Source organism: Sphingobacterium detergens, from assembly GCF_003610355.1.
GTDB classification, from domain to species: Bacteria; Bacteroidota; Bacteroidia; order Sphingobacteriales; family Sphingobacteriaceae; genus Sphingobacterium; species Sphingobacterium detergens.
Genome location: NZ_RAPY01000001.1, coordinates 453,531 through 466,839, shown reverse-complemented (window position 1 = coordinate 466,839; position 13,309 = coordinate 453,531). Strand labels below are relative to the sequence as shown.

Sequence of the window (13,309 nt, the reverse complement as noted above, 5' to 3'; positions counted from 1 at the left end):
CAATACAGAATAAGTTTGCCATCATCGCTTTAAAAGACAGCCCTCTTGACATTTCAGTGACGAGATAATAGGATTGAAATCCTAATTTAGTCAAACAAAAAATTATTATTAAGCATGAAATCATTCAAATTGAACAATGGAATTGATATTCCAGCAATTGGATTTGGAACCTGGCAAATTCCGGAAGGAGAAGACGCATACCAAGCTGTTAAGGAAGCTTTGGTTGCAGGATATACACATATTGACACTGCAGCAATTTATGGTAATGAGAAAAGTGTCGGCAGAGCGATCAAAGATAGCGGAATAGCTCGTAATACGTTATTTATAACAACCAAACTTTGGAATACTGAACGTGGTAATGATAAGACAATCGCTGCATTTGAAAAATCCCTTGCAGACTTGGGATTGGAATATCTAGACCTGTATTTGATACACTGGCCAGCCAACGAAACTCAATTTGAGGATTGGGCAGCGATCAATGCCGATACCTGGAAAGCCCTTGAATACTTATACCAACAGGGAAAGGTAAAAGCTATTGGGGTTAGCAATTTCCCGAAAGAATATCTCGCCAAATTATTGGAAACAGCAACGATCATCCCGGCTGTCAATCAAATTGAATTCCACCCTGGTTATCTGCAAGAGGAAACTGTCGAGCTTTGCAAATCAAATGATATTTTGGTGCAGGCATGGTCTCCACTTGGCTCAGGAAGAATATTGCAGGACGAGACACTGATCGCTTTAGCGGAGCAGAAGTCGACCAGTGTCGGACAGATCTGTATTAAATTTGCACTCTCGCAGGGCATTTTACCACTACCAAAATCCACCAATCCGGCAAATATTAAACGAAACTTGGATATTGATAGCTTCGATCTTACGGAGGAGGATATCAGGACAATTCGGACATTACCAGCAATGGGCTTCTCCGGATCGGATCCTAAAAAAGTAGCATTCTAAATCATCGATAGTATTCCAAATCACATAGAAAGGGTCCTCCAAGCGAATATGCTTGGAGGACTCTTTTTTTATCTTTTTTCCACCTCACACCTGTTGATTTTGAATTGCGACAGCAAGTTCGCCTACGACATCCTGCCTGTCCGTCAATAAATTGACGCCGCCCATTAGCTTCGAATCCATGATTTTAAAATGATTTACAAATTCAAAAAAACAAGAAATATGAGCTTGTCCGAAACAAAAGTTTAATGTAACTGTTAACACTCATATACTATTAAATACGACGAGGCCTACCCACAGCATAATGTGTCCATATACAACAAAGCGTTTGCTGATAAGAAGTAGCATGTAATTGAAAAAAGTATTTGAACCAATTGGCGAGTTGACACGAATAATCTATACCATAGGCACTTCCATTTCTAAATTTGCAGTGGGATTGAAGTCTGCAAATGCTGAAGTCAATATTGTATAAGCATCTTACACTATTTTTAAAGAATCCGGAAAGATTTAAATTTAACAACACTATTATGGCAAATTCATTTTTAAAAACAATCAGATCCTCCATTAAACATTGGTATATTCCGCTTATCATTGGAATTCTTTTGATTTTATTGGGTTTCTATACGATATCCACGCCGGTCGCATCCTTTCTCGCATTGAGTATGTTGTTTTCCTGGTCATTCATTGTTTCGGGGATACTAGAAATTATTTTTGCCTTACAAAACAAAAATGAGGTTGACGGTTGGGGCTGGTACCTTACCGGTGGTATCCTTTACACCTTATTTGGAATTTTATTGATGACCAATCCCCTGTTATCTGCAGGAACTTTGACTTTTATTGTCGGATTTTATGCTTTGTTTAGGTCTTTTCAATTGGTGTCCTTCTCCTTTGATCTCAAAAACTATGGCAGTAAATCTTGGGGCTGGATTACATTATTTGCGTTATTAGGTATTATTTTTAGTTTTATTTTACTTTGGAACCCACTTTTTGCCGGGTTATCTCTGGTAATATGGACTGGGATGGCAATTAGTACCGCTGGCTTTGCTGCCTGTGTATTTGCTTTTCAGCTGAAAAGCCTGAAAAATATCCCCAACAAACTTCCTAACGAATGGAAAGAACGTTACGAAAAATTAAAAGAAGAGTTTGAACAACACAACAAATAACGGAAGGTATATAAAAAATAGCTTCCTCCTATAAGAATAAAACCATCTTAAAAGATGGTTTTATTCTTTGATCTCCACGATGCTAAAAGGAACTTTTTCTAAAGGGAAGTCCTGTTGATCTGTTTTCACCTGGCTAATCTTCAAGATCACATCAAGACCCTGATATATTTCGCCAAAGACTGTAAAATCATGATCAAGCCTAGGTTGTCCACCGTGAGCTAAATATTCCTTGCGCTGTTTTTTACTGTATTTTATACCCTTTTTTATTTCCAGACTATCGAGATCAGCAGAACTGACCTTCTTTCCAACGACAAAATAGATTTGATTTAGGAAAGACGCCTTTTCAGGGTTACCATCACGTCCCGCCCCCAATGCACCTATTTTGTGAAAAGCACGTTGGTCGAATTCCGCAGCCAAACGGGGTTTACGGTGCTGGGGATCTACCGCCTCTCTCCTTTCGATATCTATATCGTGCTCACCACCTTGTACCACAAAATTTTCAATAATGCGATTAAACAATGCGCCTTGGTAGACAGTATCCTTTATGGACTTTAAGATCAGATCCCGATGATTTGGCGTAAAATCATAGAGCACCACCTTAAATTCTCCAAATGCGGTTTTAAATAACAGCCGCTTTGACTGGGCATTACTGTTACTCATGCAGATGAACAACAGGCCTATAATCAGTGTGATTTTCTTCATATTTTTTAACAGGATCAACTTATTCAAAATTTCGTATAAAAATACACTAAATTTCAATTCGAGGAAATCCGTTTATTATTATATTTGGATTATAACAATTCAAATTTATGCAGTATATCCCAAACCCTGATCGCTACCAACAGATGATATACAATCGTTGTGGTAAATCCGGTCTTCAGTTACCAGCTATTTCTTTAGGTCTATGGCACAACTTTGGAAACGATACAGCCCACCAAACCAAAGTTGATATCTGTACGACAGCCTTTGATCTTGGAATCACGCATTTTGACCTTGCCAATAATTATGGTCCGCCTCCAGGAAGTGCAGAAACTGCATTCGGACAGATTCTTAAACAACAGTTCGCTGGCCACCGGGATGAATTGATTATTTCGTCGAAGGCGGGGTACCACATGTGGGATGGTCCTTATGGCGAATGGGGCAGCAGAAAGTATATTATTTCCAGCTGCGATCAATCTTTAAAACGTCTAGGTACAGATTATGTTGACATTTTCTATTCACATCGCTTTGACCCAAACACACCATTAGAAGAAACCATGATGGCGTTGGATCAACTTGTACGGAGTGGAAAAGCCCTTTATATTGGCATTTCGTCTTATAATTCGCAACGTACCAAAGAGGCTTACGCAATATTGAAATCCTTAGGAACACCGTTTATAATCCATCAGCCCAGCTATTCTATGTTAAACCGATGGGTTGAGACAGATGGGCTATTGGACACACTGGATGAAATCGGTATTGGCTCTATTGTTTTTTCGCCACTCGCCCAGGGCATGCTAACGGACAAATATTTACATCATATCCCAGAGGATAGCAGGGCATCACAATCAAAATCGTTGCAGACCAAGTTCTTAAGTGAGGAAAACAGACAGAATATCCAGGCACTTCATGCGATTGCACAACGCAGGGGGCAGTCTTTGGCCCAAATGGCCATCGCTTGGGTCTTTCGCAAGCAGCAAGTGACTTCGGCACTGATCGGCGCATCCAAGCCGCAACAGGTCATCGATTGTGTAGGATCGCTCAAAAACCTATCATTTAGTCCAGAAGAAATTCATGAGATTGATCTGTATGCAAAAGATGGACATATCAATATATGGGCTCAATCTGCGGAGATTAATAAAGGTTAGATCAAAGTATAGATTACTTCATTAACATAAAAGCGTATTGATTATCTTGAGGTAATCAATACGCTTTTTACATATAATTCCATTAAATCAACACACATTGATTTAATGCATGATCTTCAAAATTTTCTCAAATGTATTCACATTCCTGCTTGTGAACTTATCTTTCAGACTTTTCTTACCCAATACTTTTCCGAATGTTGAATCCAATGTATTTCCTTTGGGGACCTGCCAGTAAAACAGTCCATTGATCACTTCCGCTTTTTCATTATCGGCTTTGGTACTTTTATTAAATTCATCTAGGAGAACTTCTTCTATCCCATGTAAACCTACAAAACCATAAATATGAAAATCAGGATGTTTTTCAAAGGGAATGTTACTCCAGAATAAACTCGTTTCTTCCTGCGACTTAATGAAAAGGAAGGCTTCATAGGAAAAATAACTGGACATCGCTGCTTCCAGAACTATTTTAAGTTCTTCCGCGGACCTATCCGAAGAAAAAACAATATTTCCGGAAGCCAACACCGAACTCACATGATCCATCCCAGCATCTTTAAATACCTGGCATACATCGACCATCTTCATGTTGGTTCCCTTTACATTTACCCCTCGTAAAAACGCGCAGTATTTCATCTTTTATCGATTTATTAAATTTCATCCATCGGATTCCAAAATATCTTTTTAAAATCCTTGATCCTGAGATTATTTATTCCAACGCCTTCGTTTTCGAGTTTAGACTGAAACTCAGGAACCGACAGTACTCCGCCACTTGAAATCACCCGATGCGCAGGCACATCTTTGGGACATCCTCCCATTGCTTTTCCAACATGGCGGGAATGATTTGGATAACCCAGCGCTTTAGCAATTGCGCCATATGTTGAAACTCGCCCTTTTGGAATTAATCTCGCCAATTCATACACTTGCTGTTTAAATGTTTCATCCATATTGTATCTATTAGATCCCTAACTCAACTTATCATTAGGCCCTACAGATCGTTCAGATCAGTAATGATAAGCCAAAATCAATATAATTCAATGTCGACTAAAGATACAAAAAAACAGATGCTTAACGATAGCATGACTAAACTTAAATTGTGGATAAATTTACCCTCAGGCTGCATAGTTCCGCTAAAAACAGTGCGTGTTTTAATAAAGGAGATAACTTCAAAAGGAAAACAACACCTGTTCAGATCCTAGGTTAGGAAAGATTCATCTAGCATGGCTACAAATTGCTAATAAGTAAAAAAGGTCCTTAATATAATTATTAAGAACCTCTTTACAATTTTGTACGCCAATCAGGATTCGAACCTGAGACCGTCGGTTTAGAAAACCGATGCTCTATCCAGCTGAGCTATTGGCGCGTCGTTTTCGGTAATGCAAAAGTAGACATTTGTTCAACAATTCCAAAATATCATATGCTTTTTTTTGCGGTTTTTCAATAACTGATTGCTTTTCAATAAGATTATTTTATTGATCTAGGTCAAACAAAAATTTAAAAGCTGCTGTTACCTTTGTATTATTAAACAAATAAGAAAATACAAAAATTATGGCACAAGGAAAATGGGAATTAGACGCTGCACATAGCGAGATAGAATTCAAAGTAAAACACATGATGATCACAAATGTTAAAGGAAACTTTGACAATTTTAAAATAGATCTTGATACAGACGATGATAATTTTGATAATGCTCTTGCAAAAGTAACTATCGATACAGCATCAATCAATACACGAAATGAACAACGGGATGGACACTTAAAAAGTGCTGATTTTTTTGACGTAGAAAAATATCCAGCGATAACATTTGAAGCAACAAGCTTAGCGAATGAAGAAATCAAAGGAAATCTGACTATCCGGGACGTGACTCGACCTGTCGTTTTTGAATTGGAATTTGCAGGTATTCAGAAAGACCCTTGGGGAAATACCAAAGCTGGATTTATCGTAGAAGGAAAGATCAAACGCTCAGAATTTGGACTTAATTGGAATGCAGCTCTTGAAACAGGTGGTGTGATGGTGAGTGATGACGTAAAATTTAGTGCTGATATCCAGTTTATAAAAGCAAAATAAGAAGTATTTCTAAAATAAAATTTGGCAGGAGAGCAAAAATTCGTACTTTTGTCGCGGAGAGTTGGCAGAGTGGTCGAATGCGGCGGTCTTGAAAACCGTTAACTGTCACAGGTTCGGGGGTTCGAATCCCTCACTCTCCGCAGAATAAGCCTTTCAGAAATGAAAGGCTTTTTTCGTTGTATTCGGATGCGAACCAGAAGGGTTGGCCGGGGTTCGAACTTTATCATCGCGGGTTATGGCAAGGGGGTGTGGGACGCGATAAATCCCTCACTCTCCGCAGAAAAAGCCTTTCAGAAATGAAAGGCTTTTTCCGTTGTATTGGGATGCGAACCAGAAGGTTTGGCAATTGGGGAGGCATAATACTTCTCCAGGTACAGTAGAATAAGCCTACAAAGGTCTGTAGGCTATAAATCGTTTGTCAGTAGGACATATCAATAGTACGATTTTTGTTAGATATGTTTATTAACAATATCTTCCAGATCATCCAGATCAAAGGGCTTGGACAGAAAATCATCTGCTCCTGCGCGGGCGGCTAATGATTCAATATCGTTATTGGCGGACACATAAATAACCGGAATATGTTTAAACCGGTCATCAGCCTTCAGCAGGCGGGTTGCCTCTACTCCCCCAATATTTGGGATCCAATTGTCCATCAAAATAAGATTAGGTTCTGTAGTTTCTACCTTTTGAATAATATCGTGTGAAGTCTCGGAGACTTCTACATGAAACCCCAAATCTGTCAGCACGACTGTTATGACCTCCAAAATAATCGTATCATCTTCAAATATCAGTACAGTTTTTCTTTTGCTCATATAGCTTAATTTATGTCTTTTATAGGGGTCTACTATGGTCTGAATGTCATACCATTTCTAAATAGAACCATATTATAACGAATAAAGTTTTTTCCAAATTTTTTGATCACCCACTGCGGTGAAATTCTGTTGTATACTGGAGAACCTTATGGTTTCCTTGCTGCCCAATGCAAGATATCCCAAATTTTCCAAACTTGCATCAAACAGTTTAAAAACGCGGTCCTGTAAATCCTTGTTGAAATAAATCAACACGTTCCGGCACAGTATCAATTGAAAGCTGTTAAACGAGGTATCTGACACCAAGTTATGGGTCGATAGGATCATTTTTTGTTTCAGTTCCGGGTTAAATTTTGCCCATTCATAATTTGCCGTATAATAATTAGAAAAGTCCTGCTTCCCACCGGATTCAATATAATTTTCTGAAAACGACTTAATCTGACTTAATGGATAGATTCCATTACGCGCTATTTCTAATACCCGCGGATTAATATCCGTTGCATAGATCAACGATTTATGATGCAGATTGGCCTCCTTCAATAAAATTGCGAGCGAATAAGCCTCCTCTCCACTTGAGCATCCAGCGATCCAAATCCGGATCAGCGGATAGGTCCCCAGTTGCGGCAAAATCTCCTCACGCAATTGCTTGAAAAACAACGGATCCCTAAACATTTCAGTCAAATTAACGGTAATCTCCTCAACAAAATGCTGAAGAAACTGCGGATCGTCTTTTAGCGCAAACCGGAGTTCCGCAAAACTCGCAAATCGGTCATTCGTCATGATTCGATTAATCCTTCTTTTGATCGAAGCCCGACTATATTGTATAAAATCGTAGCCATAGCGTTGGTAGATATCTTCCAGTAAAATATCTATCTCCTCATCTTTAATTATATTATGGCCCAACATGGCTAAATTAACTGTTCTATTTCAACCATTAGTATATCTACATCAATTGGCTTTGACACGTACGCCTGTGCCCCCGCTGCGAGGCATTTTTCTCGGTCCCCACTCATTGCCTGTGCTGTCACCGCTATAATCGGAAGATCTTTAATAGCAGTAGAACTGCGAATTAAACGAATAGCCTCATACCCATCTATTTCAGGCATCATCATGTCCATCAAAACCAATGAAACATTATTTTCAGCCTCCAATAGTTCTATTGCTTCCTTTGCCATGGCACAACTAACGACCTGATATCCCCTCGCTCTTAAGGTTAGCCCCAGCGCGAAAATATTTCGGTTGTCATCGTCCACAATTAATATTACCTTATTTCGATTCATTAAACCGTCTCCATTAATTCTCGTACAACCATACCCGCAACAATGAGAGAAGCTGATCTATATCAACAGGTTTTGAAATATAGTCTGAAGCTCCCGCTTGTATACATTTTTCCCGATCGCCAATCATAGATTTGGCCGTAACCGCAATGATAGGCAATGTTGCAAATGGAGGTGTCTGTCTAATATTCTTGATTGTTTCATAACCATCCATTTCAGGCATCATCATATCCATCAGCACAATATCAATAGCCTCACCTGAGTTCAGCACTTCTAGGGCTTCCTTACCATCCATTGCCGGAATGACTTGCACCTGAAATTTTTCCAATGCTTTTGTCATCGAAAATATATTGCGAACATCATCATCGGCCACTAATACTTTTTTCCCTTTCAGCACATCGGTCAAAGCCCCCAAGCCATTGTTTTTCCGTCTCACATCATCTGAATTGTTAATTTCAATCAAATGCAGAAATAAGCCAACCTCATCAAGGATACGCTGATAGGAATGCGCAGTTTTGACAACGACAGAGTCTGCATATTTTTTAATTTTCAGCTCCTCAGATTTCGATAGATTTTTGCCAGTAAATATGATTATAGGTAGATTTTCAAGTCCTTCATGCTGTTTGATGGCTTCCAGCGTATTGTAGCCCATTTCATCAGGCACCCCCATATCCAAGATTACGCAGTCTACCTCAGCAGTTCCCAATGCATCGATACTATCAGACACATTATCTTTTACTTCAAGTGAAATATTAAAACTACTTAAAAAATAAGCCAATGCACTAGCATGTTTAGGATTTTCTTCGACAATAAGAACCTTTTTCGGGGACCTACTCAATGCGGATTCAATTTTCTGGAACACCGATGTCATCTGCTCTAGCGCAACAGGTTTATTGATAAAATCAATCGCACCTTTGAGCAAACTTTCCTTCTTCACCTCAAGGGAGGACATGATATGGACTGGAATATGCCGTGTCTCCTTATCCCCTTTTAATTCATCCATCACAGCCCAGCCATCCATGATGGGTAACTGAATATCCAATAACACAGCCTGCGGATGGTACTTCTTGGCCACTGGTAGCGCATGATCTCCCCGTACCACGACAACACCTTTATAGTGCTGGCTATGCGCATATTTCAATAGTGCTTTCGCAAAATTGATATCATCTTCGACAATCAGAATAACCTTATCTTCCTCAGTAATATGATTCCGATCATCAGGCAGTTCTTCGGGTATACGTATTGTCGCAGGATTGTAGGCATCGTCCATGACAAGCTCACGCACCTCCTCAATTTCAGAATGGATCTCTTCTACGAGCTGCTGCTCCTTTGAGCGAACTTCATCAAGTTCCACTTGATGATTCGGAATGATAAATAAAAACGTACTACCTTTCCCTTCCTCACTCACTAACCTAATTTCCCCTCCGAGCAAGCGGGCAATCTCCCTGCTAATGGATAAACCTAATCCTGTACCACCAAATTTCCTCCGCGTGGAACCATCTGCTTGTTGGAAAGCTTCAAAAATTATCTTTTGTTTCTCTAATGGTATCCCAATACCGGAGTCTACAACCGCAAAAACAAGTTTATCTTTAGCCACACTGTCCTCATAAATATCCAATCTCACTTCGCCTGCCGCAGTAAATTTAATCGCATTAGAAATCAGATTACGCAATACCTGATCTATTCTAAGACGATCTCCCTGAAAACGTTGGTTGAGGTTGGGATCAATATTGATCGTGAAGGCCAAGCCTTTCTCATTGACCAATGGCAAGAATAAATTATTCAGATCTGCAGAAATATCATTTAAATTTAGGCTCGCATATTCCAAGGTCATCTTACCAGATTCAATCTTTGAAAGATCCAATATCTCGTCTATTAATGTCAATAGACTTGTTCCGGAACTTTGGATCACTTTAGCCGATTCAATCTGATCCGAACTCAGATTCTGTTCATTATTTTCGGATAACAGGCGAGAAAGTAGCAGAATAGAATTTAGCGGTGTACGCAGTTCATGAGACATATTTGCTAAAAATTCCGACTTATATTTTGTACTCAACGCAAGTTCTTCCGCCTTCTGTTGAATCTCCTGATTCCGCTCGGCAATCAATAAATTTTTATCCTCCAGCAATTTTGAACGTTCCTCTAACTCCTGGTTAGATTGCATCAATTCTTCATGTTGTACCTTCAGTTCCTCTTCAGATGACTGTAAGCGCAGGGTCTGGGCCTCCAATTCCGTATTTAGGTTCTCAAGTTCAGCATGTTGTGACAATAATTCCTCCGATTGAACCTGTGTTTCCTCTAAAAGTGCCTGGATTTTGGCACGACCTTTTGCTGACGCTATAGCGATACCAAGTTGTCTGGCACATTCCGTCAGGAACGTTACTTCTATTTCTGTAAATGGCTGACCATGTCCAATCTCCAAAACACCCAATACTTGATCCGCCGATACGATAGGTGCAAAAATAAGATGTGGTACATTGATTTTGCCACTGGCAAAACTGACCAGATAATCTTCTGTACGGATATTATTGACGACTTTTAATTCCTTATCGACGAATACTTGTCCTACATAGCCTTCACCCGGAAGGAAATAAAGCTGTGTTTTCGGATCCAATCCATAACATCCTGATCGTTCAAGCTTTTCGTCATTGAATATATATATCGCTCCCGTGATAGCGCCAATATAATTTACTAATCCTTTTATTGCATCTGTCGTGAGTAATCTTTCGGTTTTGTTGCCGACCAATCCCGTATAGAGATCAGCATATCCCATATGTAACCAGTCATTGTCTTTAAGCTGATCAAACGATTTTTTCAAGGATTTTGACATCCGATTCACAGATTTTGCGATCGCACCGAGATCATCATCCTCGATATCTTCTGCTTTTACATTGTAATCTCCGGCAGCAATACGATTGGTGATTTGTTGAACCAGATTTAGTCTGCGTGCAATTCCTTCATCCTTTTCCACCAGCGATTTTTCCAGTGCTAAACGTTTAAGAAAGTCAGCCCTCAGCCGAAAATAAAAGTATGCTGTAATAATCAAAGATAGTAAAGCACTGATAACGATAAATAAGGTCGTTATAAAAGAAGAGTTATCTAAATTGGCAGATTTCTGGTCGATATCGTCATCTTCATAGTGAATAATATCCTTGATAATGGCGCGGCATTTGTCCATGGCGGATTTGCTCTCGTCTAGATGTGCCAGACTTACAGTCCCGCCATTTCTTTTGATATTCACTGATTCTTTTAATACAGCTAACCTTTGCTGAGCCGCTGTAAATAAACTATCTACGCGAACCTTTTGGACCGGATCTGCTTCCGTAAGCTCCTTTATTTCCTTCAATTCAATCGGCAGGTTCTCTAAAGCTTGGTTGAATGGCTCCAGGTAATTCTCTTTCCCGGTGAGCAAATAGCCCCTGTTTCCCGTTTCAGCCCCCTGTAAAGAATTCAGGATAATATTTGATAAACTGATTATCTTCCGGGTAGCGGTCAACTCCTGGCGGTGTTTATTCTGCTCTTTAATCCCTAGATAGGAGGCTGTGGAACTCACCAACAGTACAAATAAGGACAAGCCAATTCCTATAGATAAGTTATTCAGTGTTTTATTTGGCATCTGTAGGCAGATTTAATGGTATTGTAAAATAAAAAGTGGCTCCATTACCGGCTGAACTTTCGACGGCAATTGTACCTTGGTGGCTACGTATAATTTCCGAACAAATATAAAGGCCTATTCCCAGCCCCTGAAAATCAAAAGAAGTTTCTTCCACACGGTAAAACTTATCGAAAACTTCAGGCTGTTTGCTTTCGGGTATTCCAATTCCGAAATCTATCACACTCACTTTGACAAAGTCTACCATGACTTCACAATCAACGATTACCTTCTCTGTTCCAGCCGCGTATTTATAAGCATTGGTTAAAAAATTAACCAGAACCTGCTCAAGCCGTATCTCATCCCCATATACCATTAAGTCGGAAATATCTCCTTGTCTATAGAGTTCCATATTGCTCTGATCATGGGTCTGCACGATGGAATCAATGGCATTCTGAACCATACGTTCAAGCGAAAAGACTTTTTTATTGATACCTAATTTGCCATTGTCAATTTTTGATAAATCGAGCAAATCGGTAATCAGACTATTGAGTTTTTCCACTTGATCCTGAACTCTGTTGACATATTTGGACTCAGCACAACCTTTGTCAAGTTTTAGCTTTCGGTCAAGCAACTGCATATAAGCTTTAATACTCGTCAACGGAGTCTTGAGTTCGTGACTGGCTATACTTAAAAATTCATCCTTTTCTTTCTCAGCTTTTTTCTGGGCATCTATATCAGTAAAGGTTCCTACCCAATTATTTTCACCATTCTCTAAAATTGGCCAAACCCTTAATAATTGATAGGAATACCCCGATTCATCCCGCTTTTTGACCCGTACCTCCATTTCCAGAGGTTTGCCGGATTCAAGACTTTCTTGCAACTCGGCAGCAATCGGTCTGTCATCAGGATGTGTCTGCGGAAAAGTATGCTCATTGTCCGAAAATTGAAACCAACGACCATTGACAAAACCGATATTCCCACGATGGTCACAGGTAAACGCAATTTGAGGCAATGATTCCAGTAACGTATGCAAATAATCCACTTTCGAGCGAAGCTCTTTTTGTGCTTGCTTCCGCCCCTCTACCTCCCTCTCTAAGGTCTGCTGAATATCTTTTAACGCTTGTGTCTGCTCATATAGCCTATAGAATGTTTTGACTTTGAGCATCAGGATATCCGGATCAACAGGTTTGGTTACATAGTCCAAACCTCCAGAATCATAACCCTTGGTAATAAAGCGTTTATCTGTATTGACGGCAGACAAGAATATGATAGGCGTCTCCTTGGTCTTACTGAATCCAGCAATGTTCTCGGCAACTTCAAAACCATCCATATCGGGCATCTGCACATCCAATATGATTAAAGCATAATTATATTTTAAAATCTTCTTTAAAGCTTCTTCGCCAGACTGGGCGGTATCGACTTTAAAATTTTTGGATTCTAATAACTTTTGTAACGAATAAATATTATCGGGGTTGTCATCGACTATTAATATCATAGAGAGCTAAAACTAAGAATCAAAGTAAACAAATGTAAAAAAATTAACCGAATCCACCCGATAATCATTTCAGGCAAAAAATTTCATTACATCCGCAATTTAAATACTAGG

Annotated in this window: 12 protein-coding genes and 2 tRNA genes; 5 read left to right on the top strand and 9 right to left on the bottom strand. The window is 39.4% G+C overall.

Annotated features, from left to right (window positions below; all coding sequences use genetic code 11):
• The first annotated feature begins 114 nt into the window (after positions 1 to 114).
• Positions 115 to 954, top strand: a complete 840-nt coding sequence (locus DFQ12_RS02005; RefSeq protein ID WP_120257357.1) for an aldo/keto reductase — start codon at positions 115 to 117, stop codon at positions 952 to 954.
• Between the two features lie 524 nt (positions 955 to 1,478).
• Positions 1,479 to 2,114: an HdeD family acid-resistance protein gene (locus tag DFQ12_RS02000; protein WP_120259183.1), complete on the top strand. Its 636-nt coding sequence runs from the start codon at positions 1,479 to 1,481 to the stop codon at positions 2,112 to 2,114.
• A 60-nt stretch (positions 2,115 to 2,174) separates the two neighbouring features.
• On the opposite strand, the gene DFQ12_RS01995 is transcribed toward DFQ12_RS02000, so the two are convergent.
• On the bottom strand, positions 2,175 to 2,816 hold the full coding sequence (locus DFQ12_RS01995; RefSeq protein ID WP_120257356.1) for a peptidylprolyl isomerase: 642 nt from the start codon (positions 2,814 to 2,816) through the stop codon (positions 2,175 to 2,177).
• A 107-nt stretch (positions 2,817 to 2,923) separates the two neighbouring features.
• On the opposite strand from DFQ12_RS01995, the gene mgrA reads away from it, so the two are divergent.
• Positions 2,924 to 3,961 (top strand): L-glyceraldehyde 3-phosphate reductase, encoded by a 1,038-nt coding sequence (gene mgrA, locus DFQ12_RS01990; protein WP_120257355.1) that lies wholly within the window; start codon positions 2,924 to 2,926, stop codon positions 3,959 to 3,961.
• A 102-nt stretch (positions 3,962 to 4,063) separates the two neighbouring features.
• On the opposite strand, the gene DFQ12_RS01985 is transcribed toward mgrA, so the two are convergent.
• From DFQ12_RS01985 to DFQ12_RS01975, 3 genes are all read right to left on the bottom strand, one after another.
• Positions 4,064 to 4,591, bottom strand: a complete 528-nt coding sequence (locus DFQ12_RS01985) for a DUF1697 domain-containing protein (protein WP_120257354.1) — start codon at positions 4,589 to 4,591, stop codon at positions 4,064 to 4,066.
• Positions 4,592 to 4,605: 14 nt separating this feature from the next.
• Positions 4,606 to 4,902 (bottom strand): MGMT family protein, encoded by a 297-nt coding sequence (locus DFQ12_RS01980; protein ID WP_120257353.1) that lies wholly within the window; start codon positions 4,900 to 4,902, stop codon positions 4,606 to 4,608.
• Between the two features lie 342 nt (positions 4,903 to 5,244).
• Positions 5,245 to 5,318: transfer RNA gene (locus DFQ12_RS01975), tRNA-Arg, on the bottom strand.
• Between the two features lie 185 nt (positions 5,319 to 5,503).
• Between DFQ12_RS01975 and DFQ12_RS01970 the strand changes: the two genes are divergently transcribed.
• Both DFQ12_RS01970 and DFQ12_RS01965 read left to right on the top strand, forming a co-directional pair.
• Positions 5,504 to 6,022: a YceI family protein gene (locus DFQ12_RS01970; protein WP_120257352.1), complete on the top strand. Its 519-nt coding sequence runs from the start codon at positions 5,504 to 5,506 to the stop codon at positions 6,020 to 6,022.
• A 55-nt stretch (positions 6,023 to 6,077) separates the two neighbouring features.
• Positions 6,078 to 6,162: transfer RNA gene (locus DFQ12_RS01965), tRNA-Ser, on the top strand.
• A 309-nt stretch (positions 6,163 to 6,471) separates the two neighbouring features.
• On the opposite strand, the gene DFQ12_RS01960 is transcribed toward DFQ12_RS01965, so the two are convergent.
• The 5 genes from DFQ12_RS01960 to DFQ12_RS01940 all read right to left on the bottom strand — a co-directional run bounded on the left by DFQ12_RS01960 (position 6,472) and on the right by DFQ12_RS01940 (position 13,198).
• Positions 6,472 to 6,834 carry a response regulator gene (locus DFQ12_RS01960; protein ID WP_120257351.1) on the bottom strand — a complete coding sequence of 121 codons (363 nt, stop codon included), beginning with the start codon at positions 6,832 to 6,834 and terminating at the stop codon, positions 6,472 to 6,474.
• A 72-nt stretch (positions 6,835 to 6,906) separates the two neighbouring features.
• Positions 6,907 to 7,737 (bottom strand): CheR family methyltransferase, encoded by an 831-nt coding sequence (locus tag DFQ12_RS01955; protein ID WP_120257350.1) that lies wholly within the window; start codon positions 7,735 to 7,737, stop codon positions 6,907 to 6,909.
• A 2-nt stretch (positions 7,738 to 7,739) separates the two neighbouring features.
• The gene (locus tag DFQ12_RS01950; RefSeq protein ID WP_120257349.1) at positions 7,740 to 8,111 is read right to left on the bottom strand and encodes a response regulator; all 372 of its coding nucleotides are present in this window, start codon (positions 8,109 to 8,111) and stop codon (positions 7,740 to 7,742) included.
• A gap of 13 nt (positions 8,112 to 8,124) precedes the next feature.
• Positions 8,125 to 11,724, bottom strand: a complete 3,600-nt coding sequence (locus DFQ12_RS01945; protein WP_120257348.1) for a response regulator — start codon at positions 11,722 to 11,724, stop codon at positions 8,125 to 8,127.
• On the bottom strand, positions 11,714 to 13,198 hold the full coding sequence (locus DFQ12_RS01940) for a hybrid sensor histidine kinase/response regulator (RefSeq protein ID WP_120257347.1): 1,485 nt from the start codon (positions 13,196 to 13,198) through the stop codon (positions 11,714 to 11,716). Before DFQ12_RS01940 ends, DFQ12_RS01945 begins: the two co-directional genes overlap by 11 nt.
• Between the last annotated feature and the right edge of the window lie 111 nt (positions 13,199 to 13,309).